Origin of the sequence: Halalkalibacter urbisdiaboli, assembly GCF_002156385.1 — a bacterium.
GTDB classification, from domain to species: Bacteria; Bacillota; Bacilli; order Bacillales; family Bacillaceae_D; genus Halalkalibacter_A; species Halalkalibacter_A urbisdiaboli.
Map to the genome: position 1 here is coordinate 1,330,740 of NZ_MVJM01000001.1, position 23,962 is coordinate 1,354,701.

The following is a 23,962-nucleotide window of genomic DNA, read 5'->3' on the forward strand; positions in this document are numbered from 1 at the left end:
TTTATTATAATTGAGAGTTTTGAGTTCTCTCAAAACTGAACAAATAGCACAAGCGTCAAACAACCGAAGTTGTCTGTCGACTAGAGTTAAACTCCATAGAAAGGAGGTGATCCAGCCGCACCTTCCGATACGGCTACCTTGTTACGACTTCACCCCAATCATCTGTCCCACCTTAGGCGGCTGGCTCCAAAAGGTTACCCCACCGACTTCGGGTGTTACAAACTCTCGTGGTGTGACGGGCGGTGTGTACAAGGCCCGGGAACGTATTCACCGCGGCATGCTGATCCGCGATTACTAGCAATTCCGGCTTCATGTAGGCGAGTTGCAGCCTACAATCCGAACTGAGAATGGCTTTATGGGATTGGCTCCACCTCGCGGCTTCGCTACCCTTTGTACCATCCATTGTAGCACGTGTGTAGCCCAGGTCATAAGGGGCATGATGATTTGACGTCATCCCCACCTTCCTCCGGTTTGTCACCGGCAGTCACCTTAGAGTGCCCAACTAAATGCTGGCAACTAAGATCAAGGGTTGCGCTCGTTGCGGGACTTAACCCAACATCTCACGACACGAGCTGACGACAACCATGCACCACCTGTCACTTATGTCCCCGAAGGGAAATCCCTATCTCTAGGGAGGGCATAAGGATGTCAAGACCTGGTAAGGTTCTTCGCGTTGCTTCGAATTAAACCACATGCTCCACTGCTTGTGCGGGCCCCCGTCAATTCCTTTGAGTTTCAGCCTTGCGGCCGTACTCCCCAGGCGGAGTGCTTAATGTGTTAACGTCGGCACTAAGGGCATCGAAACCCCTAACACCTAGCACTCATCGTTTACGGCGTGGACTACCAGGGTATCTAATCCTGTTTGCTCCCCACGCTTTCGCGCCTCAGCGTCAGTTACAGACCAGAGAGTCGCCTTCGCCACTGGTGTTCCTCCACATATCTACGCATTTCACCGCTACACGTGGAATTCCACTCTCCTCTTCTGCACTCAAGTCTCCCAGTTTCCAATGACCCTCCCCGGTTGAGCCGGGGGCTTTCACATCAGACTTAAAAGACCGCCTGCGCGCGCTTTACGCCCAATAATTCCGGACAACGCTTGCCACCTACGTATTACCGCGGCTGCTGGCACGTAGTTAGCCGTGGCTTTCTGGTTAGGTACCGTCAAGGTGCCGCCCTATTCGAACGGCACGTGTTCTTCCCTAACAACAGAGTTTTACGAACCGAAATCCTTCATCACTCACGCGGCGTTGCTCCGTCAGACTTTCGTCCATTGCGGAAGATTCCCTACTGCTGCCTCCCGTAGGAGTCTGGGCCGTGTCTCAGTCCCAGTGTGGCCGATCACCCTCTCAGGTCGGCTACGCATCGTCGCCTTGGTAAGCCGTTACCTTACCAACTAGCTAATGCGCCGCGGGCCCATCCCTTAGTGATAGCCGGAGCCATCTTTTATGACACAACCATGCGGTTGCATCTCTTACCCGGTATTAGCACCGATTTCTCGATGTTATCCCAGTCTAAGGGGCAGGTTGCCCACGTGTTACTCACCCGTCCGCCGCTAACGTCTTAAGAGCAAGCTCTTAATCAGTCCGCTCGACTTGCATGTATTAGGCACGCCGCCAGCGTTCGTCCTGAGCCAGGATCAAACTCTCCATAAAAATGGTGAGCTGATTAGCTCGAATAAAAATAAATTGACGAGATTTGATTTTATCGAAATAAAACAATCTCTTTTTCGCTTGGCTTTTGTTCAGTTTTCAAAGAACTCTTGCGCCGTTTATTGGCGACTTTTATATCTTATCAAAACCACCGATGTAAGTCAATAGTTTTTTAAGAAAAACTTTTTTTGAATCAGCCGCCTTTATTGGCGACAAATATTAATTTATCACAAACAGAAATAAAAATCAACATTAATAATAATCTTTTTTTGCTTTGTAATAAATTTCATCTACTCCTTTAACACCGGACTGCTTACAATCAACACATAAGTAGTGCTTCTCTAATAAGAAATTCACTAGCAGGTCTAAATCAATCTTATAATCCTGGACTTCAGGCAACTGCATTAATTCAGAAATCGTCCATGCCCGGCCAGTTGATTCAATTAACGTTAGTAAATGCTGACTTCCGACACTCACTTTAGAATGAATGGCGAACTCAGTTGCGAGAATGACAAGTTCAATTCTCTTTTCTAACGATTCCTTACTATATAATAATTCCTGATACAACTTATAGGTTTCAGGTTCAATTTTTTTAATTTGTTCCCATACTGTAACGTCAGGTAAAGAACCATGATTAATCACAGCTAGGCGCGCAAGATGATGGAGAGCATGCATTAGGTTACTAAATGCATCAAAGTGAAGATTCTGTTGAAAAAGAAGTTTCCCTTCATTAAAACGGCGAATCATTTTTGCAAATTGAATCGTCATTTTCTTTGCACGGTCACCTGGAGGAAATGATTCAATTCGTTCTTTCACCCGTTGCAGAAATTGTTCACGTTCAAAAACAATCTCCCCATTTACCAACCAATCCACTAATCTGCGTTGGTTCCCTGCTATTAATGAATGGTGCATCATTTCTTGACTTAGATCATGGAAGGCGATCGTTTTTCCATTTACAAGATAATGCTTCACTTGCCAATCCACCTCGGCCTGTTTCTTTATCAAGAGCACAATCGCATCAAAGCCATCTGTAATCGATAACGGTGATTGTTCTCTCTCTAAACTAAGAATGGCATACGTATCAGGTTCATTCACTCTATCTTGGTATAATTGGTGCAAAGCAAGGTCCATTAAAGCATCCCCCCAAAAAAATCACTTTCCAACTCAAAATGCTACTTAAACATGTTTCTACACAAATGAACGAACTCCTTTTTTTCAATGATCTTTCATACGATGTTTACGGGGTCTATGCTATACTCATTATTGGGAGGGACAGCTTATGAGTATTAAGTATTCTAATAAAATTAATAAAATCCGGACATTTGCTCTTTCACTTGTTTTTATAGGCATTCTCGTTATGTATATAGGGATTTTCTTCAAAGGTTCTACCATTTTAATGTCATTAGCCATGATTATCGGCTTACTTTGCATTATCGGAAGTACCTTCGTCTATTTTTGGATTGGGATGCTCTCAACTAAAACGATTCAGGTCATTTGTCCAAATTGCCAAAAGCCAACTAAAATTCTTGGTCGTGTTGATGCATGTATGAACTGTAGTGAGCCTTTAACATTAGATAAATCATTAGAAGGAAAAGAATTTGATGAACGTTATAATAAAAAGGCTAACCAGAAAAAGGGCTGAGTAAAGGGCAGCGAAAAACTACTTCTTGTAACTCAAAAAAGAAGTAATGGCTCCACACATTACTTAAAGGGCAGTGAAAAAGGGAAACCCACCTTTTTTCACTGCCCTTCTCTAGTTTCTTTCTTTTTAACATAAAAAAACACACCCAATATGTAAATAGGATGTGTTCGGACATTTAATGTTGAACCTTTTTTACACAACCTGGGCACGTTCCATAAATCTCCATACGGTGACTATGAATCCGAAATCCAGTGACGTGCTCGGCCAACGTCTCAACTTCATCTAAACCCGGATAATGAAAATCAACAATCTTGCCGCAATCTTGGCAAATCACATGATAATGATCAGAGGTTACACAATCAAACCTACTAGAGGAATCACCATAGGTTAGTTCTTTAACAATCCCTACTTCTTTAAATACACGTAGATTATTATATACCGTGGCAACACTCATATTCGGAAAGCGGTCCTCTAACGCTTTGTATATTTCATCAGCAGTCGGATGAGTCATTGATTCATATAGAAATTCCAAGATAGCATGACGTTGAGGGGTCATTCGAACGCGAGTGCTTTTAAGAGCTTCAATGGCGTCTTGCAAGCGATGATTAGACATCGTCATGCACCTCACTTTCAAGAAAACAATTCTTACTTTATAATTAGTATAATATATACTAAATGCTCATGTCAACGTTGTCATAGTGCAAATAGTGGGGCTGTATCTTTAACATCGATTAGAAAAGATGTATAACGATGAACTTCTTTAACCTTCCGCTGCTTTCGCTGTTCAACGGCTAAACAAGCCTCTTGTAATGATTGCTGAAGCTCCGGTAAATCTTCTTCCTCAACACCAAATAAAAAGGTCGTATTTCCCTTCTTTAAAAAACCACCCGAACTTGCAAGCTCTGTCATTCGATAGCCCTTCTCCCGCAAATCCTTCTCTACATGATCCGCATAAAAATTATCAATAATACATACTAACATCTTCATAAGATTACGCCCCCCTATTATAACCGTTATAGTTTAGTGTATTCGGTTTAGGCACTTCTCGTTACGTTCAAACCTTATTGGTTCTTTAAGTCCTTAACAAATTGTAAGGCCTCTTCAACATGGTCCTTCACTCTCACTTTACGCCACTCTTTTACGATAGTCCCCTCTTTATCAATAACAAATGTTGAGCGTTCAATCCCCATATATTCCTTACCAAAGTTCTTTTTAAGCTTCCAAACATCATAAAGCTCGGCAACCTTATGTTCCTCATCTGCCAAAAGCAGGAATGGGAGCTGATATTTATCAATAAACTTTTCGTGCCTTGCAATAGAATCTGGGCTAACCCCGATAATTACGGCATCTAATTGCTTAAAGTCTTCAATACGGTCACGAAAATCACACGCCTGTGTTGTACAGCCTGGAGTCATATCTTTCGGGTAAAAATATAAAACTACGTACTTCCCTTTAAAATCAGATAATGACACTTCCTCTCCGGAATTAGCTGGCAAGGAAAAGTTCGGAGCCGCTTGTCCTACATTTATAGTCATTACTATTCACAACCTTCCTAATTAGATGTTTCTTTAAGAGTAGCGAAAGTTCATCCCTTTGACAACTGCTCTCGAGTGATTTTTACTGTTCTACTCGTAGCACGCGTACCTTGCCGTTTTAGTTCGCTTGTGGTTGAATAACAGACAGGTAGATGAAAGCTATATTTGGAGGTAGAAATCATGAATTGGAAAACGTCGGAACGTTTATATAAAGAAGCCGAGGAGCTGATTGTCGGTGGGGTGAATAGTCCTTCAAGAGCCTATAAAGGCGTTGGCGGTGGCACTCCTATCTTTATGGAAAAGGCAAAAGGCGCCTACTTCTGGGATGTTGATGGGAACCGGTATATTGATTATTTAGCTGCATATGGACCGATTATTACAGGACATGCCCATCCGCATATTACGAAAGCGATTCAAGCAGCTGCAGAGAATGGAGTGTTATACGGAACTCCAACAAAACTTGAAAATCAATTTGCAACGATGTTAAAGGAAGCTATTCCGTCGTTAGAAAAAGTCCGTTTTGTTAATTCGGGGACAGAGGCAGTTATGACGACCATTCGTGTTGCACGTGCATATACCGGTCGAGATAAAATCATTAAATTTGCCGGCTGCTACCACGGTCATTCTGATTTAGTACTCGTCGCTGCTGGCTCTGGCCCCTCAACTCTCGGTACACCAGATTCTGCTGGGGTAACGAAAAGTATTGCAAAGGAAGTCATAACCGTCCCATTCAATGACATCGAATCTTATAAAGAAGCTTTACAAAAGTGGGGAGATGAAATTGCCGCAGTCCTCGTTGAACCGATTGTAGGAAACTTTGGAATCGTTGAACCTGAGCCTGGCTTTCTTGAAGCTGTTAATGACTTGACTCACGAGGCTGGTGCACTTGTCATATACGACGAGGTCATCACTGCGTTTCGCTTCATGTACGGAGGAGCTCAAAATTATTTAAATGTAGAACCTGACATGACCGCTTTAGGAAAAATTATCGGCGGCGGCTTACCAATTGGTGCTTACGGCGGACGGGTTGACATTATGGAGCAGGTAGCTCCGTTAGGACCCGCTTATCAAGCTGGTACGATGGCAGGAAACCCCGCTTCAATGAGCGCCGGCATCGCTTGCTTAGAAGTTTTAAAGCAGGAAGGTGTTTACGAACAATTGGACCGACTTGGAGAAATGCTAGAGAATGGCATACAGAAACTTATAAACAAACATCAAATCCCCGCTACAACGAATCGTTTAAAAGGAGCATTAACGGTTTATTTCACGACAGAAAAGGTGAAAAATTACGAGCAAGCAGAACAATCAAATGGCGAACAATTTGCGATATTTTTCAAAGAATTATTGAAACAAGGAATCAACTTAGCCCCTTCTAAATACGAGGCTTGGTTTCTTACAACTGCCCATACCGAGGAAGATATTGAAGAAACGTTACGTGCTGTCGATCAGGCATTTGCCGTTGTTGCTAAGTCTATTTAATTCTAGGAGTTTGCGCCTCTCAAAAGTAAGAGAATGAATTCGCACACTCCTTCGTAAGACATTGCTTTGAGGTTGTTTTTAGGACAACCTCTTATTTCATTTCTTACTGTTTTTTTACCGTCATGTTCATCTCTCATTTTTAATACGATAAAAGGTGTCCATAATAAACAAAAGACCAAAACTCTATTGATCTTCTTCTAAAGACATTGTATAGTACGTAAGGCCTTCATTCCTGAAATGTTAGGTTCGGCATTCTATTCCGTTTAGAAAGGATTTTTTAACGAAATGAAATTAGGAGCTCGTATATTTAAAACAGGGCTTGCCATTATACTCTCTTTATACTTGGCTATACTCTTTAACCTTGAACCACCGATGTTCGCAGCACTTGCAGCCGCCTTTGCTATTCAGCCATCAATTTATCGTACTTTTCAAACAATCCTTGACCAAGTGCAGGCTAATGTCATCGGTGCCGTATTAGGAATTATTTTCGTCATCACATTTGGGCATGAACCTTTTGTTGTGGGGCTTGTTGTCGTCTTGGCAATTGCTATTATTTTGAAGGTGAAGCTAGAGCCGACGACGATTCCCTTAGCTATCGTTACAATCATCGTTATTATGGAAAGCCCTTCTGAAACGTTTGTTGAGTTTGCAACAGGACGATTTATTTTAATTTTAGTAGGGGTCTTTGCTGCTTTTATAGTTAATCTCGTCTTTATCCCACCACGTTATGAAACGAAGCTCTATTATAAAATTCAACATGCAACAGAAAGTATCATTCAGTGGATAAACCTGCTTATTAGAAGGGATGCAGACCCGAGAAGTCTTAAAAGAGATATACAGCGACTTGAAGAACAGATGGTGAAGCTAGAAAATCTTTATTTACTGTATAAAGAAGAGCGAAACTACTTTATGAAAAACAAATACGCTAAAGCACGTAAGGTCGTCTTATTTCGCCAAATGGTTCTAACAACAAAAAAAGCGTTATTTGTACTAAAAAATTTAGAGCGACGTTCCGAGGAGCTTCATTCCTTACCAGAAGGATTTGAGAAAAACATTGAAATACAGCTTGATCAATTAACGAAATATCACGATCGGATCCTTTTACGATATATCGGGAAAGTGACATCACAGCCTGCTGAAGAAATGATGAATGAAATTAACGATGGGAAGATTGCATTAACCGAACTTTTCATCCATCAATACGAGGAAAAAGCTATTAGCCAGGCCCAGTGGCTTCATATCCTCCCGATTATCTCGCAAATCATTGAATACCAGGAACAGCTCGAGCACTTAGATAATTTAGTCGATAGCTTCTTTAATTATCATAAGGACGAAAACCAAGTCAAAGTTCAGGAAATAGAAGAAGAATAAAAGAGAATGCGAAAAAGAGGCTGTGCCAAAAGGATTTAACCTTTTGGCACAGCCTTTCATGTGAGCGGGGTCCTCATCGTATAGCTGCCCCGTTTTTCTAGTTCAACTGCTGTACTTCAAATAACTTTTTGTAGCTACCATTTTGCGATATTAATTGGTCGTGATTGCCCGTTTCAACGATTTCTCCGTTTTCAATTACGACAATCCGATCCGCATGGGTAATCGTAGATAAACGATGAGCTACAATAAATGTCGTTCGATCCTTTGCAAGGATTTCTAGCGCTTCCTGAATATAATGCTCACTTTCCAAATCAAGTGCCGAAGTAGCTTCATCGAAAATTAGAACTGGCGGGTTCTTTAGAAACACGCGCGCAATCGCAATTCGTTGCTTCTGACCACCTGAGAGCTTTACACCTCGTTCACCGACTTCTGTATCATAGCCATTAGGCAAATTCATAATAAAACCATGTGCATTGGCTGCTTTCGCTGCCAAGATGACTTCCTCTTCGGATGCATCAGGATTTCCCATTAATATATTCGTCTTGACCGAATCACTGAATAATACCGTATCTTGTAGAACCATTCCAATTTTGTCTCGTAAACTCCGAACTTTATAATGTCGAATGTCTGTCCCATCAAGTAAAATTCGCCCAGAGGTCACATCATAAAACCGAGGAATCAAGCTTATCAATGTACTTTTACCACCGCCGCTCATTCCAACGAATGCTACCGTTTCCCCTTGATTGATCGTTAAGTTCAAATCCTTTAGTACAGGCTTTTCATCCTGTTCATAGGAAAAGGTCACATTCTCAAATTTCACTTCACCACGGGCCTTCGCTAATTCCCTTGCATTCGGTTCATCTTTAATATCATATTTTTCATCAATAAACTCAAAAACACGATCCATTGAAGCAATCGATTGAGTCAATGTAGTTGATGAGTTAACGAGACGCCGTAAAGGACTATAAAGTCGCTCCATATACATAACGAAGGCAGTCATAGCCCCAAGCTCTAGACTCTCCTGAATGACGAGGTAGCCTGATGCTAAAATAACGAACAAAGGAGCGACATCTGTAATTGTATTGACGACAGCATGTGTTTTCGCATTCCATTTTGTTTGTTCAAGCGCCTTCGATAAAAACTTCCCATTTCGCTTCGCAAATTGTTCTTCTTCATAGTCCTCTAATGCAAAGCTTCGAATGACACTCATCCCTTGAACACGTTCATGCAAATGCGCCTGTACATCAGCCAAAGCTTGAGAACGTACTCTTGTTAAATGCCTTAGTCGACTATAAAAATATTTAATAGAAAAACCGTACAATGGAAACATCGAAATAGCGACAAAGGTTAACCACACATTTAAATTGAACATAATAATAATCGCAATAATAATTGTTGCCGTATCAAGCCATATATTCATTAAACCGGTTATGACAAAGTTCTTCGTTTGTTCTACATCGTGAATGACACGAGAAATAATTTCTCCTACTTTACGATTAGAATAAAAACGTAAACTTAATTTTTGAATATGATTAAATAATTGCTCTCGAATATCGTATAATATCTTACTACCGATCCATTGTGCAAAATATTGACGATAGTACTCAATAGGCGGACGCAAAACGATGAATACAAAAAGCAGCGCCCCCATCACCGTCAATAGAATGGATGTCTTTTCATCCTGCGACATTCCTTCTACAAGAATAATATCATCAATGACATACTTCATGACTAGAGGAATCATTAAAGGAATTCCAAATTTCAACAGACCGATAATAATCGTTATAATAATTGCTTTCCAATACGGCTTCACAAAAACCATATATCGTTTGATACTATCCAGAAAAAGCACCACCTTCATGTTCTTATCTATAACGTATGAAGCACGGTTATACCCCATGACAGCCATAGCAAGGCCGGCATGAGACAGCTCATACCGGCCTTTAAAGTCTTTGTTCATTTACTTTTCGGACCGCCTTATTTATCGGTATTGTAGAAAACGTTCATACCAATTCTCAATAAATTGAGGAGCAAACGGACCCTTACGTTGATGAATCCACGATATTAATTCATCAACACTTCGCTGTAGAATGGCATCTAATTCAGGTGGATAATTCATTTCCTTTCGATGCTGCTCATACTCATCTTCATCTAAGAGCTTAAAGGTCATATCTGGGAACACTTTAATATCAAGATCATAATCAATATATTTTAAAGCTTCATTATCCCAAGTAAAAGGGGAACCGAGGTTGCAATAGTAATAAATACCATCTGCTCGTATCATTCCAATTGTATTAAACCATTGCTCCGAATCAAAATAACAAATGGCAGGCTCACGAGTTCTCCAATTTCTCCCATCTGATTCTTTCACTAAAATTCGGTCATTTCCTCCGATCACAACCTTTGACGTCCCTTTAAGCACAATTGTTTCTTCCCAAATGCGATGAATGGATCCATTATGCTTATAGCTTTGGATTTGAATGTTGCTGCCTACTTTGGGAAAATTCATAAATGGCTCCTTTCTATTCAATTTTTTGGACGTCAGTAGATAGAGCAGTACATAGCTTGTACGAGTTGATTTGTAAGGCCAGTCTTCTACTCTAATTTCTACCTCTCCGTATCAACTATCTTGCATCTTTACATACATTCACATCTATTATACAGTTTTAACAGCTTATTTGAAACGGTAAGACAACAGTTAGACAAAATTAGGTGAATTTTATGTATATAAATACGACACTGAAAAAGGGTAGGTTTCCCCTTTTTCAGTGGCTTCATATCGTCGGCTTTCAAATAAAAACACCCTCTGAACGATATGTCAGAGGGTGTCCCACTTATTAGCGGTTTTGTTGGTTAGAAGAAGCTTGTCGTTTACGCGCTTCAGCTTGAGCGTTTTGTTGCTGTACTTCTTGAGCATTAGTTTCAGAAGCAAATTCTGTTTCAAAGCCTTGGCCTTGAGCAGAAGCAGCATTTTGGCGACGTACCTCTTGAGCATTTGTTTTAGAAGCTTGGTTTTGTCCTTTTGCCATTTGTATCACCTCCACAAACTATAAGATGTCCGGGAGTGATATGTATTATTCATTTTATAAATTAGGTAAGAAGTGAAATTCCCCCATCGACAATAATCGTTTGACCACGTATCATTTTCGCTTCATCCGACAGTAAAAACATAACGGTATTTGCAAGGTCTTCAGCCTCTACAATTCTCCCTGCTGGAGTTCTTGCTGCAGAATCTGCAAGTAATTCCTCACGATTCGGAAAATGCGATAATGCATCCGTATCAACAGCTCCACCAGAAACAGCATTAACAATAATCCCTTTTTCCGCTAATTCAACCGCCAGATAACGTGTGAGTGCCTCAACAGCAGCTTTTGAAACGCCAACCGTTGTATAATTTTTCAAATAACGAATTGAACCTAAGGAGCTTAGACTAACAATCGCTCCCCCGCCATGCTTTTCCATTCGCTTCGCTGCTTCCTGTGCACAAAATAACAGCGCTTTGCTATTAATATCCATCGTCCAGTCCCAATGACTCTCTTCAAGCTCCATTAATGGACGCAGGACACCTGAAGCTGCATTATTAACCAATATATCTAGACGACCATACTCTTCATCAATTTTTTCAAATAACTCTTTAATCTTTTCTGGTTTTCCGACATTTGCTTTAACGACGAGCGCCTTTCGACCAAGCTGTTCTATTTCTGCCGCTGTATCAAGTGCGGCTTGTTTACTTCTAGCGTAGTTTATTACTAAATCATACCCTTTTTTAGCAAGACGCAAAGCAATTTCTTTCCCGATGCCACGACTACTCCCCGTGACAAGTGCAACTTTTTGTTCCATTTACTTACCTCCATTATGAAATACCTTGATTATATCGTATAGTGTGCGAAACGAACAGAAACACTAAAATTGTACCACCTATTTATAAATAAGGAGGCACTCCGATGTACGTAGGACGAGATATGACCGAATTATCAATGATGGCCAAACATGATTGGACAGATAAAGAATTAGCCTATTTTCATCATAGCTTACAGCAGGTTACTCCTTATTTGAACGCAGAAGGTGCAACCATTCACCGTGAAATCATAAAAGAGATCGAAGCTCGTGGTGGTCTTAAGCAAGAAGCAACCTGGACTCAAGGAACAACCGTACACTACGATTAAAAGATAGAAAGCGGTGTAATGAATCCAATCGCAATCTTCATCGAGGGTGCCCAAAGTAAACTTGGGCACCTTTGTAAAATTCCCCTCCTTAAAAACGTTTCCTTAAAATAAGTTCAATACGACTATCGTGCTTTCCTGCTCAAACAAATACCTAGGTTTTTATCCATGCTCCATGTAAAATAGAAACGAATCTATTTTTATTGTACGGTGGTGTATTTTTTGAAACCTTCAAAACGACTGAAACATTTAGCAACAAGTGTTTTTACAGAGATGGCCGAACGAAAAGCCCAGAAATTAGCTTCAGGACAACAACTAATTGATTTGAGCATTGGGAGCCCAGACCTTCCCCCTCCCGCTTTTATCAAGGATGCTCTCATGAAGGCAGTTGCCGATGATACACAATATGGTTATGCGATTACTAGCCAACTCCAATTTAGAGAAGCCGTTTGCACATTTTACAAAAGACGATATCAGGTTGAGTTAGATGAGCAAGAGGTTCTCCAATTACTCGGATCACAAGATGGACTTTCACATTTACCTCTCGCTTATTTAGATGAAGGTGATGTGCTTCTTGCTCCAAACCCTGGCTATCCAATCTATGCAGCTAGTGCTGAATTAGCAGGAGCTGAATTATTTGCCTATCCATTAAACATCGAAAATCAATTTATGTTTGATGTTGATTCTTTACCTGACGATATTAAAAAACGGGCAAAGCTGATGATCGTTAACTACCCAGGAAACCCAACTGCGGCTATGGCGACGAAAGAATATTATCAAACGTTAATTAACTTCGGGATTAAACACGATATTCTCATCGTTTCTGATTTTGCTTATTCGGAGTTGGTCTTTAACGACCGTCAACCATTAAGCATACTCTCTCTTCCTAATGCTAAGAAAACAGCGATTGAACTTAATTCACTTTCAAAAAGCTTTAATTTAGCTGGAGCAAGAATTGGCTACGCTCTTGGTGACCCAAAATTTTTGAAGCCTTTAGCAACGATAAAGTCACATATTGATTACGGGATGTTCCACCCTATACAAGCTGCGGCCATCGCCGCATTTGAAAGTGATGGATCATTTCTAAAGGAGCATAATTCCCTTTATGAAGGCAGAAAAAACACATTCATTTCTGCTTTGGCTAAAATCGGCTGGGACGTACGCTCACCAGATGGCGGTATGTTCATTTGGGCTAAAATTCCTGAAGGCTATACTTCAATGGAATTTACACTTAAAGCATTAGACCATGGCGTTGTTGTAACTCCAGGGCATGCGTTCGGAACTGAAGGTGAAGGCTATATTCGTCTTGCTCTCGTCCAAGATCATGCTCAATTAATAGAAGCAGCCACAAAGCTTAAACCACTGTTTCAATAATGCTTGAAAATTAACTAGGAGGGACTATGATGAAAGCAGTTATTTATGAGCAATATGGTGATCCAAGTGTGTTAAAAGTCGCTGAACTTGAAAAACCATCCCCGAAGCCAAATGAACTATTAATAAAGGTAGGGGCAAGCGGAATTAATCCTGTCGATACTTATTTCCGAAAAGGAATTCGGAAAGTAGAATCCTTCCCTCATATCCCACACTTTGATGTGTCTGGTGAAGTCGTAGCGCTCGGGGATGATGTTGAAGGAGTAGAAATCGGTGACCGCATTTGGGCAACCAACATAAAAGGAACGGCAGCGGAATATGTCTGTGTCCCTGCCGAACTCGCCTTCCCTCTTGCAAATCATTTAAGCTATGAGGACGGGGCTGCCATAGCAATGGCTTTTATGACGGCTCACTTAGCTTTATTTTATCGAGGTCAATTGCAAAAAGGGGAGACAGTACTTATTTATGGCGGAGCGGGAGCTGTTGGCCATGCTGCCATTCAATTAGCTGTTCAGGCAGGTTCCAAGGTTATAGCAACCGCGAGTAATCAGAGGAAGTCTGATATTGCCCGCGAAGCCGGTGCCGACTATGTCTTAAACTATAAAGACACAGACTTTCTTGAACAAATCACCAACATTACCGAGGGTAAGGGACTCCCGCTTATCTTAGATGTATCCCTTAGCGAAAACATGGAAAATGATTTCGAGATGATTGCTGTCGGGGGTCGTATTGTTACAATTGGCTCACCAGTTAATAACACTCCACCGCTTTTATGGAGACAGTTAAATATAAAAAATGCAGCTCTTCTTGGGCTCTTGCTTTTTACCGCTCCAGCTACAGAAATTCAAAAAGCGGGTCAGTTGATTTCAGACGGCTTTTTTGAAAACCATCTCACATCCCATATCGGAAAGGTTTTCACATTTGATGAAGCAGCAGCTGCTCATGAAGCAATAGAAAGCCACGGTTATAACGGGCGAATCATTCTCATTCCTTAAACGATTAAAGACATCCTCCAGTTTGATACTGAGGATGTCTTTTTATGAATAAACGCGATTTCTTCCTGAACGCTTCGCTTTATACAGGGCTTTATCTGCCTTTTGATACAATTCTTTATAATGAATACATTCTTTCTCCTGCGTCGCGACGCCAATTGAGGTTGTGACTGTTATATCTTTATTCGTTACATGAAACGTTCTATTTTCAACGAGCTCCCGAATATTTTCTGCTATTTGTAAAGCCGTTTCCTTTGAGCAGTCAGGCATGATGACAGCAAATTCTTCTCCACCATTGCGAAATGCAAGATCCTCAGCTCGAGAGCCTTTAATCAACAAGCGAGCAAAGTTCGTTAACACTTCGTCTCCTGCAAGATGACCATATTGATCATTAATTGATTTAAAATGATCAATATCTACTATAAGCAAAGAGACAGGCATATGCTCTTTACTTCGAAGTAATTCATTTAATGAAGCTGTGAAGTTCCTCATATTCCCAAGTCCTGTTAAGTGATCGGTTTGCGCCTCAGCTTTGGCTTTGCGGTAAAGCTTGTTCGATTGGTTAATATAGGTGAAACCAAAATAAAGCAAATAACCGCCTGCTACATAATGGATGGTATAGATGATATGAACGAGAATATTCATATTAACGACGTACATGGTAAAATTTCCAATCACCGCTCCGTATAACACAAGAGCACTCCATTTTTTCAATGAATACCCTTTTACGTACAGGCCAATAACACCTGCGCCAACCCCAACCATCATAACAGTAAAAAAGCCGATAATTGCGGTATACCCGCTACTCCAAAAGAGAAAACGAAAAACACCAATAATAGTCGCTGAAATGACCGCAGGCGAAAAGCCCATAAGTAACGCTGAAAGTAATATAGGTAAATAACGCAAATCAAGTCGAACATCTCCATAGCTAATTCCATATAACATTAATAGCACACCAATGAATCCACATAATATACCAAAAACCCATTTTGCTTTAAGAGAGGGATTATCATAGATTGGTTTCTCTTTGACTAAATACCCCCCGACAAAAATAAAGGATGTTAACACAGCTACACTCGCTAGCATTTTAAGCAACATTCACATATTCCTTTCTATAACGTTTCATATTATATCCCTTTTAATAACATTTAACTTGCAACACTATTCATTATCAGGTTCGGATAAGGAGCGTCACTACCGGGTACTTTAATACTGAAAAGACAAGTAAAAGGGGGTACTTTACATGGAAAAATCTAGATATTATGTGAACCTTAATCCAATAAGCATGGAAACGATCAGCCCAACAAGAATTGGAGATGGCCAGCTTATTGAATATGAAATCGAAGCAACCCCAACTGAAAAAAAAGCATTGGAAGACCTGCTTCATGAAGTACAATCACATGATGTAGAATTAGGAAACTTATTTACGTTTCGTCATTTTGATGATGGAAAAGTGGATAAAGACAAAGATGATTTTCAACGTGGTTTAAATGATGTCTATGAAGCATTATATCAATTAGGCACCCCAGAAACGAAGGAAAAAATAAAAGAAATTCATCTCATTAATGATGATCAATAGTTCAAAAGAGGCGTCCAAAACTCTGTGCTACATTCGGGGGCCATTGAAAAAGGGTGCTTTTCTCTTTTTCAATGGCCCCTAAGCAATGTGCGGAGCCGTTACTGCTTCCTAGCGTGACTTTCTCACCGTCTACTCAGTTGAATGTAGCGACTTTATTAAAAGTTGGATCTAGATTGTCCTCCATCAACATTCACTGTCGCTCCAACAACCCAACTTGCTTTGTCTGAAGCGAGAAAAACCACCACATTTGCTACCTCCTTTGCTGTTCCAAACCGGCCAGCAGGGATTTCAGCTTCTACAAACTTATTAATCTTTTCCGGGTTTTCATCTAATCTTCGCTGCCAATTACCTGTTGGATGTAAAATTGAACCAGGTGCTACTCCATTTACTCTAACTCCTTCGCTAATGACTTCATTAGCTAATGATTTAGTAAAACTAATCATAGCAGCCTTTGCACTATTATAGGTCGGTTTCCCACCGGACTCCCTGCCGAAAATAGACGATATATTAATAATGGCTCCACGTTTTTTCTCTTTCATTGAAGGTAACACAAGCTTACTAAAATGAACGGCTGAAAAATAATTCAGCTCAAAAGCTGTATGAAATTCTTCTAATTGAGTCTCAGCCACCGTTGTTCCGTTGCTGCCTCCGACGTTATTAACGAGAATATCAATGGGCCCAAGTGTATTTACGATTTGTTCGTGAGAACTTTCTCGCTCACTCGCTACGGTCACATCTGCTCGGATCGCAACTACATTTGGAAGAACCGTAGTCAAATCGTTTAATGTCTGTTGATTTCTAGCAATAATCGCTACCTTTGCTCCTTCTTCAAGAAAGGCCTCTACAATAGCTCGTCCAATCCCTTTGGATCCTCCAGTAATTAAAACCACTTGATCTTTTAATCCTAAATCCATAGCTACCTCATTTCCCGATTTGCTTCGATAATCTTTTGATGTGACACTGGAAACGCAAATTGTTCAATCTCATTCCAGTCCACCCATTTTCTCGTTTCAGACTCATGAATCTTTTCATTCACCGTTCCTTCAAAAACGGTAATATCCCATATTAGATGAGAAAACACATGTTGCACGGATTGAATAGCCATACCGACCGTAATGCTTGTCTTAAATTTATCGTCAACCTCACGCTTCAACTCCGTTTTCTGTTCTTCTCCCTTAGAGGCTGTTTCTACATTCGGGAACTGCCATAGCCTAGCAAGTAAGCCATTGTCTGGTCGTTTTTCAATTAAGACCTGTCCCTTTTCATTTTTAAGCACTAAAGCTGCCATTTGTTTCGCAGAAGGCTTCTTCTTCTTCGCCTTTACAGGTAGCTCTTGCTGAACACCCGCTTCATACGCCGAACAGTGCGTCCGAACAGGACATAATAAACACCCCGGTGACGTTGGAGTACATACTAACGCGCCTAATTCCATTAAGCCTTGATTAAAAGAAGATGGATCTTTTTTTGAAATTAACTCATATAGGATATCCTCAAATAGCTTTCTAGTTTTTGCTTTCGCAATATCTTCTCTAATGAGTAGAACGCGTGAGAGAACACGCATGACGTTCCCATCAACGGCTGGTTCGGGCTTTCCATAAGCTATACTTAATATCGCCCCAGCTGTATATGGACCGACCCCTTTAAGCGTTGATATTTCTTCTCTTGTATCAGGAACGTGACCATTATATTGCTCAACCACTTCACGTACAGCTGTTTGCAAATTTCGTACACGCGAATAATATCCAAGTCCTTCCCAAGCCTTTAAAATTCGCTCCTCCTCCGCATAAGCAAGCGATTTGGCATCAGGAAATTCTCTCATGAAATGTGTATAATAAGGGATAACCGTATCGACTCTTGTTTGCTGAAGCATAATTTCTGACACCCAAACACGGTATGGATCTTTACTTTCTCGCCACGGGAGTTCGCGTTGGTTTTCAATGAACCAACTGACAAGAGACGTTTGAAATCCATGAATGTCAAAATTTCTTAGCTGTTCGTGATTCCCCATCTTTTCTCCTACTCCTTACGTTGAAAAGCCCAACAATGAATTTTTTCTATTCCTCCGTCAATATAAGCAGCAATTTCTCCAAATATATGATGCTCCTCAGACCGACGTAATTTCTTTAAAGCATGATAATGTGCAAAAGTGGGAACTTCATACATTTCTACATACAAAAAAGGCTGTTCCTCTGAAACAAACCATTGAATATTTGTTGCTCCAAACTCAGGAAGCTCAGTTAAAACGCGCTCCATTGCTTGTTCATATTCATTAATCTTTTGTTCAATTACTTTATACTCCATGAAAATTTGTAAAGCTTTTGTCATGAACTCAGAACTCCTCTTTTTAATCACAGTCAAATCGGGTATAAATAAACTATAACACGAGTTCGAGTTATTTACCGAAAAGGAGGTTTTTTCGTTTTATGGATACTGGGACGCATATTGTCATGGGGATTGCTCTAGGTGGCTTAGCAACTCTAGATCCCGTTGTTGCAAATGACCCCATCATGCAATCTTCCGTTATGTTTGCAACACTAATTGGTTCACAAGCACCGGATTTTGATACGGTGTTAAAACTCCGGAACAACGCGGTTTATATCCGAAACCACCGTGGTGTAACTCACTCTATCCCTGCTGTTTTTGCTTGGCCTATCCTTATAACTGCAGGTATTACGTTTTTCGTGCCTCAGGTTCAGTGGCAAACGTTATTTCTTTGGGCATTTATCGCTGTGTTTCTTCACGTATTTGTTGATATTTTCAATGCATATGGTACTCAAGCGTTACGCCCCATCTCCTATCGCTGGATCGCCTTAGGCGCCATCAACATTTTTGACCCATTTATTTTCTTTGCTCATTTAGGTGGGATCGCGATGTGGGCTTTAGGAAGTCATCCAGGTCAGACCTTTCTACTCATATACGTTGTGCTTTTCTTATACTATCTATGGCGTATTTACGAAAAGCAAAGAGTCGTCAAACACGCTAGAAAGCTACATCCTAACGCAACCCATATTTTTGTTTCACCGACGATTCGTTGGTTTCAATGGCATCTTGTTATTCGGACACCAGATAGGCTATATGTTGCTGAATCAAGACAAAATAAAATAAATTATTTTGAGCATTACTCATTTGATCCGATTCCTGATAACCCTATTATCAATGCTGCAAAAACGGATCCAAATTTAGATGCATTTCTCTCTTTCTCACCAACCTATCGTTGGGAAATCGAGGAGAAAGACGATGTTACCGAAGTTCGCTTTGTCGATTTACGTTACCGAAGCAAGGGGCATTATCCGTTTGTTGCTATTGTTCAGCTTGATGAACATTTGAATGTCGTTAGCTCGTATACAGGGTGGGTATTTAGCGAAGAGACATTACAAAAGAAATTAAACGTTGTGACCGATTAAGTGTTAATAGCTCACATATGTAAAACTAGCTTGGAGCACCCGAGCTAGTTTTTTTAATGCTTTGTATGATCATCTTTATTTAAATGAGCAAACTTATCCTTTTTTGAAGAATATTGATCCAAAAAAGGTCCGTATTGGTTTAGCCATTTTGAAACAATTTGCTCGGTCGTATCTTGTCCTCGATAAGGTCTTCCCGCCTTAGCTCGGGTTGTCTCAAAATCTTCCCAAAGACCTTCCACCCACGTTCTTGCTTGTCCGTACGTCAATTTTGGATTGATGTTAAGCAATTGGTCCGTCAATCGTTCAAATCGATCTTCCATTTAATTACCTCCTTTAACAATTTATTTACCTTATAGTGTGTAACCTTAGGCTCATACTATAATTGAGCCGATTTGAAGGGGGGTTCACCAATGAGAAACAAAGAGAAAGGCTTTCCTGAGCGCATTTCTTTTTCGGGAGAACCACGGGCAAAAGAAGAGAATGCTTCAAAACGTCCTGATGGGTCTATAAACACTAAACCTCAAGAACGAATGGCACGTTCAAAGGATCCACTATAAAGATTCAGTAAATAAAGCAGTACTATGGGTAGGAGAGTAACCATACAATACATTCCTTCAAAACAATGGTGATCAAATCTTATCGGTCTCATCAAATTTGGAGAGGCATTCAGTGCTTCTCCACTTCATTTAACTTTAAGAGTGAAATTGGGATGCCTTCTAACGCTGTACCATTATTGCGGTACCCCCAGGCAAAGTGCCCATTCATATAAGAAATCTGAAAACTCGAATCACCGTCAACCATGCTATACGTTTGTCCAGGTTTAAAATCATTTGGTTCTAATAAGTATGCTTTTGCAATGAGCGTCCTTCTTTCATAAACAGCGAACTCATTCATCATTCCTAATTGTTCAGCCTTTTTAGCCTTTTCATTTAACTTTGCAATTTCGTTTTTTAATTCAAACTCATCCATTTCACTAAAACGCTTGTCCACTACGATTTTACCCCTCTTCTATTTAAATATCTCGCCTATATTATAACAGATTCATTTCCTGTAATCTCAATTAAGCATCAAGACATTCCTAAAAAACCTTCCCATTTCCGGAGGTTTTTGATATAATTCAAACACACAATTTTATAGAATTTTTTTCCTTCGTAAAGGGGAGTAGCGTCAGGTTATAACCTGAAACAAAGTCGTCATTACATGGATATTGCATCCATCGGTTTTGTTGACATAAACGTATGTTTAGCGAGACCTTTGCCAGATCCTTGGCAGAGATCTCGCTTTTTTGTGTTCCTTTCACAAAAACTCATGCGACATTAACGTTGCATTTTTAATACATTAATCTACTAAACTAGGAGGAACCCTTAATGGAAATGGAGTTTTTAACAGCTCTTCTTGCAATCATCGTTATCGACTTAGTTCTAGCTGGCGATAATGCGATACTAATTGGGTTAGCCGCAAGAAATTTGCCAGCCCATCAACAAAAAAAGGTTATTTTATGGGGAGCATTAGGTGCAATTGCCATTCGAATCGTTGCCACTTTAGCCGTTGTTTGGTTATTACAAATTCCAGGCTTATTGTTAGTTGGGGGGCTATTATTAGTTATTATCGCTTATAAGCTACTAACAGATGATGGGGATCATAATGTAAAAGCAGGAGATAATTTTTGGGCTGCTGTTCGAACGGTTATTGTTGCTGATGCGTTAATGGGCTTGGATAATGTACTCGCTGTTGCAGGGGCTGCTCACGGTAACTTTTTATTAGTTGTCATTGGTTTATTGATTTCTGTCCCTATTGTAATGTGGGGAAGCACATTAATTTTAAAATGGATTGAACGTTTCCCAGTTATTGTCGTCATCGGAGCCGGGGTACTAGCTTGGACGGCATCAAAAATGATTGTAAGTGAGCCATTCTTACATGACGTCTTTGCAAATCCTTTCCTTAAGTATGGATTTGAATTTCTTGTTATTGCTGGAGTTATCTCTTTAGGTAAATATAAACAGACTAAAGCATTAAAAGAAAAGGAATTACTTACTGAAGAAGAAACAAAGAATGAGTCTTTAAAACAACTTGGAACCTAGATATTCTATGTAAAAAGATTAGGAGGAGTGCATTATTCATTGCGCTCCTCCTCAATAAACTTTTCAATCCCTGTTATTGAGAATCCCTTCTTAAACAATGCTTGTCTAATTCGTTGACGATATTCCCATCCCTCGTATTTTTTACTGTATTTTCTTTTTAACTTCTCCCCCTGATAAACTAGTGCATCCCATTCTTCTTCCTCATTTTCTTCAAATACAACAGTTGCCATCGCCTCTTCAATCGCTTGTCGGTCAAAACCTTTCACAATTAAACGCTGTGCTAACTTTGTTTTATAAGCTTGGATCGAGTCTTTTCCTTGTCGGTCTTTCTGTTTATCAAGCCACTTTTGCAGCTGAACTAACTGGTCTTCAAACGAGAAGTGCAATAATCCTTGTTCAATTGCAAGCTCAGGCACTCCTTTTTGTTTTAATTCCTGCTTTAATTTCAAAGGGCCTTTCATCATTGTGTTCTTTTTCGTACGAACGTAAGCTTCGGCAAACGCAACATCATCTAGAAGCTTCTCCTCTTTCAGTTTTTCAATCACCGCAGCAATATCCTTTTGTTGTCGTTCCTTTTTTTCTAAGTATTGTTGTAGCTCTAACACGGATCTCATCCGATAGGAAAGAAAGTGTATGGCTAGATGGTATGTCTTCCTTCGTTCATCCTCCGCCGCCACTTTTTTAATTTCCTCTTCATCTATATCTTGTCCTTTTTTCAATCCATACTTAATCAGAACATCTTCATCAATACTAAAGCCGTATTCCTCTCCAGTCCCAGAATCAAGATAAATGCTATATCGCTGCTTGTTACGCTTTTGCACAGAAATTTTTGTGATTTTCGCCATCCTGTTCCTCCCTTATTATAATGGAGATATATACTTAGCATACTATGAAGGAGTGAACTAATGAAGATCGTAATTGCAGTACTATGTATCATTTAATTAAAGGTCATTGTGTCAGACAGTAGCTCTGAACGATATTATAAGCAAACATTCCTAACAGCTGAAAATTTTTCACAAAAAGTTAATAAAAAAGAGTATCTTTTTACGATTAAAACATTTAATATATAGAAGGATTCAAGAGAATCTTAGCGAATTATTCAATGAAACAGTTTTTTCATGCACATAATCACTCCATATCGCATAATATAGCGATATATTCAATTATATAAGCAATTGGGAAGACAATTGGTGCGTCACCAGCATAGCTGGTTCTAGTGGGTTCGATTCCCACCCCGAATTTGATATGCAAGATTATTAAATTCGAGGGTGGACCCATTCTGCCCTCTAAAAAAGGAGGGCTTTTCATGATTTTAAAGAAACGAGACGTCGCAGATTGCCATGCTCTTTACGATTTGTTAGTGGATCCTGCTGTGTTCCCATATGTACGCCAGAAAGCTTATTCATACGATGAATATGTCTTTTTAACAAAACAAACGATTGAAGCGGAGGAACGCGGCGAGCTTATTTCTCGAACAATCGTGGATGAATGGGGTGCACCAATTGGAACAATTAATTTATTTGACGTTTCAGATAGAAGCGGATTTCTTGGCACTTGGATCGGAAAACCTTACTTTGGAAAAGGCTATAATAAATTAGCGAAGGATGCTTTCTTTGATGAGCTATTTTTTTCCTGTGACATTCAAACAGTGTTTATGAGAATTCGGAAAGAAAATGTTCGTTCTTACATGGCTGCAAATAAGCTTCCATACTGTACTCTAGCGAATGAACTCCGTCAGGATATTTATAATCAAATTAATAATCAGGATAACATCTACAATCTTTTTCAAATTGAAAAAGATCAATATCACCTTCATATGATGAGAACTCATCAAGATGAGGCTACAAATCTAGACGCAAAAGAAGCTTAAATGCTCGTTTAACCACCCGGAGGTTTTTTCTTGGGTGGTTTTTCGTATGTTGTCCACGACGCTGGCGCTGAAAAAGGGAAAAGCAGAGTGCGTGAAAAAGGGAAACCCATCCTTTTTCAGCGCACTCCAAATGACGCGGGCACCATTTTCGCTAAACTAGGAATAATTTTCTATCTTTTGTCCAAACTAATCTTATCAAGAAGAAAAGTGAGGCGATTAAGTTGGATAATAAAAAACGTAAAAGTCAGGATGAAAGACGAACTTTAAAAAAAGCACAAGAGGTTCATTACGGTGCAGAATTTAGAGCTGCCGATCGAGCAGCAGGAATGCAAAGAAAATCGTAAAACATCGTAATGACGAATTGTAAAGAAAAACGTAGAATACAGCAGAATAAAGTGGATTTCTGAACATGTACACCTTAAAAATGGGTTTTTGTGCATGTTCTTTTAATTTTTTTTCGATTTTTTATAAATCCACCAAAACCCTTGGAATACCTAGGGTTTTGGTCATTTTTCCCTTTAGGCTTTTTTCATAAATCTTTTCAATTTGTAAGAATCCCTTACGATTTGGAAGCAAATTCAACAACCGTAGACTCTTACTTGCAATGAATCCATCTTAGCCCGAATAAAGCCTGTTAATCCTTGTTAACCTTATTTGCCTTCACTTCAACATCCTTATATGATTAATAACAGAACAGAGATAAGTTAAAGTGATTAGTCAGTTCCGATGAGCTCTAGTCTATTTAGTAAAGAGCTTTCATATATCGTGTTACTAGAGCTAACATTAGCTTTCACTTCTTATCTTCTAATAAAAGGATTTTTGAAGG

The 23,962-nt window shown here is 39.9% G+C and carries 27 protein-coding genes, 1 rRNA gene and 1 riboswitch; of the genes, 12 read left to right on the forward strand and 16 right to left on the reverse strand.

Features of this window, described 5'->3' with window-relative positions:
- Positions 1-99: 99 nt before the first annotated feature.
- A 16S ribosomal RNA gene (locus B1R93_RS06710) occupies positions 100-1,652 on the reverse strand.
- A gap of 249 nt (positions 1,653-1,901) precedes the next feature.
- On the reverse strand, positions 1,902-2,780 hold the full coding sequence (locus tag B1R93_RS06715) for a nucleotidyltransferase-like protein (RefSeq protein WP_088103126.1): 879 nt from the start codon (positions 2,778-2,780) through the stop codon (positions 1,902-1,904).
- Between the two features lie 148 nt (positions 2,781-2,928).
- Between B1R93_RS06715 and B1R93_RS06720 the strand changes: the two genes are divergently transcribed.
- A complete protein-coding gene (locus B1R93_RS06720; protein WP_088103127.1) occupies positions 2,929-3,291 on the forward strand; it encodes a YgzB family protein in 363 nt (120 codons plus the stop codon).
- A 175-nt stretch (positions 3,292-3,466) separates the two neighbouring features.
- Here the strand turns inward: B1R93_RS06720 and perR are convergent, their stop codons facing one another.
- The 3 genes from perR to bcp all read right to left on the reverse strand — a co-directional run bounded on the left by perR (position 3,467) and on the right by bcp (position 4,826).
- Positions 3,467-3,904, reverse strand: coding sequence for a peroxide-responsive transcriptional repressor PerR (gene perR, locus B1R93_RS06725; protein WP_088103128.1), 438 nt, complete (start codon positions 3,902-3,904; stop codon positions 3,467-3,469).
- 80 nt (positions 3,905-3,984) lie between these two features.
- On the reverse strand, positions 3,985-4,278 hold the full coding sequence (locus B1R93_RS06730) for a cyclic-di-AMP receptor (RefSeq protein ID WP_088103129.1): 294 nt from the start codon (positions 4,276-4,278) through the stop codon (positions 3,985-3,987).
- A gap of 74 nt (positions 4,279-4,352) precedes the next feature.
- On the reverse strand, positions 4,353-4,826 hold the full coding sequence (bcp, locus tag B1R93_RS06735) for a thioredoxin-dependent thiol peroxidase (protein WP_088103130.1): 474 nt from the start codon (positions 4,824-4,826) through the stop codon (positions 4,353-4,355).
- A 180-nt stretch (positions 4,827-5,006) separates the two neighbouring features.
- Here bcp and B1R93_RS06740 point away from each other — a divergent pair, with 180 nt between their 5' ends.
- Positions 5,007-6,305, forward strand: a complete 1,299-nt coding sequence (locus B1R93_RS06740) for a glutamate-1-semialdehyde 2,1-aminomutase (RefSeq protein WP_088103131.1) — start codon at positions 5,007-5,009, stop codon at positions 6,303-6,305.
- A 285-nt stretch (positions 6,306-6,590) separates the two neighbouring features.
- Positions 6,591-7,676, forward strand: a complete 1,086-nt coding sequence (locus tag B1R93_RS06745; protein WP_088103132.1) for an FUSC family protein — start codon at positions 6,591-6,593, stop codon at positions 7,674-7,676.
- Positions 7,677-7,773: 97 nt separating this feature from the next.
- On the opposite strand, the gene B1R93_RS06750 is transcribed toward B1R93_RS06745, so the two are convergent.
- The 4 genes from B1R93_RS06750 to fabL form a co-directional block, all read right to left on the reverse strand.
- Entirely contained in the window at positions 7,774-9,519 is a 1,746-nt protein-coding gene (locus B1R93_RS06750) for an ABC transporter ATP-binding protein (RefSeq protein WP_088103429.1), read from the reverse strand.
- Positions 9,520-9,657: 138 nt separating this feature from the next.
- Complete coding sequence (ntdP, locus tag B1R93_RS06755) at positions 9,658-10,185, reverse strand: nucleoside tri-diphosphate phosphatase (RefSeq protein ID WP_088103133.1); 528 nt, start codon at positions 10,183-10,185, stop codon at positions 9,658-9,660.
- Between the two features lie 328 nt (positions 10,186-10,513).
- Positions 10,514-10,705 carry a gamma-type small acid-soluble spore protein gene (locus B1R93_RS06760; protein ID WP_088103134.1) on the reverse strand — a complete coding sequence of 64 codons (192 nt, stop codon included), beginning with the start codon at positions 10,703-10,705 and terminating at the stop codon, positions 10,514-10,516.
- A 61-nt stretch (positions 10,706-10,766) separates the two neighbouring features.
- On the reverse strand, positions 10,767-11,516 hold the full coding sequence (fabL, locus tag B1R93_RS06765; protein WP_088103135.1) for an enoyl-[acyl-carrier-protein] reductase FabL: 750 nt from the start codon (positions 11,514-11,516) through the stop codon (positions 10,767-10,769).
- Between the two features lie 104 nt (positions 11,517-11,620).
- Between fabL and B1R93_RS06770 the strand changes: the two genes are divergently transcribed.
- The 3 genes from B1R93_RS06770 to B1R93_RS06780 all read left to right on the forward strand — a co-directional run bounded on the left by B1R93_RS06770 (position 11,621) and on the right by B1R93_RS06780 (position 14,205).
- A complete protein-coding gene (locus B1R93_RS06770; protein WP_088103136.1) occupies positions 11,621-11,842 on the forward strand; it encodes a cytosolic protein in 222 nt (73 codons plus the stop codon).
- Positions 11,843-12,061: 219 nt separating this feature from the next.
- Positions 12,062-13,213, forward strand: a complete 1,152-nt coding sequence (locus B1R93_RS06775) for an LL-diaminopimelate aminotransferase (RefSeq protein WP_088103137.1) — start codon at positions 12,062-12,064, stop codon at positions 13,211-13,213.
- 29 nt (positions 13,214-13,242) lie between these two features.
- Positions 13,243-14,205: an NADPH:quinone reductase gene (locus B1R93_RS06780; RefSeq protein ID WP_088103138.1), complete on the forward strand. Its 963-nt coding sequence runs from the start codon at positions 13,243-13,245 to the stop codon at positions 14,203-14,205.
- 42 nt (positions 14,206-14,247) lie between these two features.
- On the opposite strand, the gene B1R93_RS06785 is transcribed toward B1R93_RS06780, so the two are convergent.
- Complete coding sequence (locus B1R93_RS06785) at positions 14,248-15,300, reverse strand: GGDEF domain-containing protein (RefSeq protein WP_088103139.1); 1,053 nt, start codon at positions 15,298-15,300, stop codon at positions 14,248-14,250.
- 145 nt (positions 15,301-15,445) lie between these two features.
- Between B1R93_RS06785 and B1R93_RS06790 the strand changes: the two genes are divergently transcribed.
- Positions 15,446-15,781 (forward strand): hypothetical protein, encoded by a 336-nt coding sequence (locus tag B1R93_RS06790; protein ID WP_088103140.1) that lies wholly within the window; start codon positions 15,446-15,448, stop codon positions 15,779-15,781.
- 155 nt (positions 15,782-15,936) lie between these two features.
- Here B1R93_RS06790 and B1R93_RS06795 read toward each other — a convergent pair whose 3' ends face one another.
- From B1R93_RS06795 to B1R93_RS06805, 3 genes are read right to left on the reverse strand one after another with little or no spacing between them, the layout of a single operon-like run.
- Positions 15,937-16,695 carry an SDR family NAD(P)-dependent oxidoreductase gene (locus B1R93_RS06795; RefSeq protein ID WP_088103141.1) on the reverse strand — a complete coding sequence of 253 codons (759 nt, stop codon included), beginning with the start codon at positions 16,693-16,695 and terminating at the stop codon, positions 15,937-15,939.
- 2 nt (positions 16,696-16,697) lie between these two features.
- Positions 16,698-17,789, reverse strand: coding sequence for an A/G-specific adenine glycosylase (gene mutY, locus B1R93_RS06800; RefSeq protein WP_088103142.1), 1,092 nt, complete (start codon positions 17,787-17,789; stop codon positions 16,698-16,700).
- 8 nt (positions 17,790-17,797) lie between these two features.
- Positions 17,798-18,106, reverse strand: a complete 309-nt coding sequence (locus B1R93_RS06805) for an MFS transporter (RefSeq protein ID WP_088103143.1) — start codon at positions 18,104-18,106, stop codon at positions 17,798-17,800.
- A 98-nt stretch (positions 18,107-18,204) separates the two neighbouring features.
- Between B1R93_RS06805 and B1R93_RS06810 the strand changes: the two genes are divergently transcribed.
- Positions 18,205-19,185: a metal-dependent hydrolase gene (locus B1R93_RS06810; RefSeq protein WP_088103144.1), complete on the forward strand. Its 981-nt coding sequence runs from the start codon at positions 18,205-18,207 to the stop codon at positions 19,183-19,185.
- A 53-nt stretch (positions 19,186-19,238) separates the two neighbouring features.
- Here B1R93_RS06810 and B1R93_RS06815 read toward each other — a convergent pair whose 3' ends face one another.
- On the reverse strand, positions 19,239-19,505 hold the full coding sequence (locus B1R93_RS06815) for a YfhJ family protein (RefSeq protein WP_088103145.1): 267 nt from the start codon (positions 19,503-19,505) through the stop codon (positions 19,239-19,241).
- Positions 19,506-19,595: 90 nt separating this feature from the next.
- Here B1R93_RS06815 and sspK point away from each other — a divergent pair, with 90 nt between their 5' ends.
- Positions 19,596-19,742: a small, acid-soluble spore protein K gene (gene sspK, locus B1R93_RS06820; RefSeq protein ID WP_088103146.1), complete on the forward strand. Its 147-nt coding sequence runs from the start codon at positions 19,596-19,598 to the stop codon at positions 19,740-19,742.
- A gap of 109 nt (positions 19,743-19,851) precedes the next feature.
- Here sspK and B1R93_RS06825 read toward each other — a convergent pair whose 3' ends face one another.
- Positions 19,852-20,175, reverse strand: coding sequence for a YfhH family protein (locus B1R93_RS06825; RefSeq protein ID WP_425348925.1), 324 nt, complete (start codon positions 20,173-20,175; stop codon positions 19,852-19,854).
- A 154-nt stretch (positions 20,176-20,329) separates the two neighbouring features.
- A riboswitch (yybP-ykoY riboswitch) is annotated at positions 20,330-20,478 on the forward strand.
- A gap of 80 nt (positions 20,479-20,558) precedes the next feature.
- Here B1R93_RS06825 and B1R93_RS06830 point away from each other — a divergent pair.
- Positions 20,559-21,266, forward strand: coding sequence for a TerC family protein (locus tag B1R93_RS06830; protein WP_088103431.1), 708 nt, complete (start codon positions 20,559-20,561; stop codon positions 21,264-21,266).
- Between the two features lie 32 nt (positions 21,267-21,298).
- Here the strand turns inward: B1R93_RS06830 and recX are convergent, their stop codons facing one another.
- Complete coding sequence (gene recX / locus B1R93_RS06835; protein WP_088103147.1) at positions 21,299-22,111, reverse strand: recombination regulator RecX; 813 nt, start codon at positions 22,109-22,111, stop codon at positions 21,299-21,301.
- 464 nt (positions 22,112-22,575) lie between these two features.
- Between recX and B1R93_RS06840 the strand changes: the two genes are divergently transcribed.
- Together B1R93_RS06840 and B1R93_RS06845 are read left to right on the forward strand one after the other, a co-directional pair.
- Complete coding sequence (locus tag B1R93_RS06840; protein ID WP_133058627.1) at positions 22,576-23,136, forward strand: GNAT family N-acetyltransferase; 561 nt, start codon at positions 22,576-22,578, stop codon at positions 23,134-23,136.
- A gap of 221 nt (positions 23,137-23,357) precedes the next feature.
- Positions 23,358-23,480, forward strand: a complete 123-nt coding sequence (locus B1R93_RS06845) for a YfhE family protein (RefSeq protein WP_133058614.1) — start codon at positions 23,358-23,360, stop codon at positions 23,478-23,480.
- Positions 23,481-23,962 lie beyond the last annotated feature (482 nt).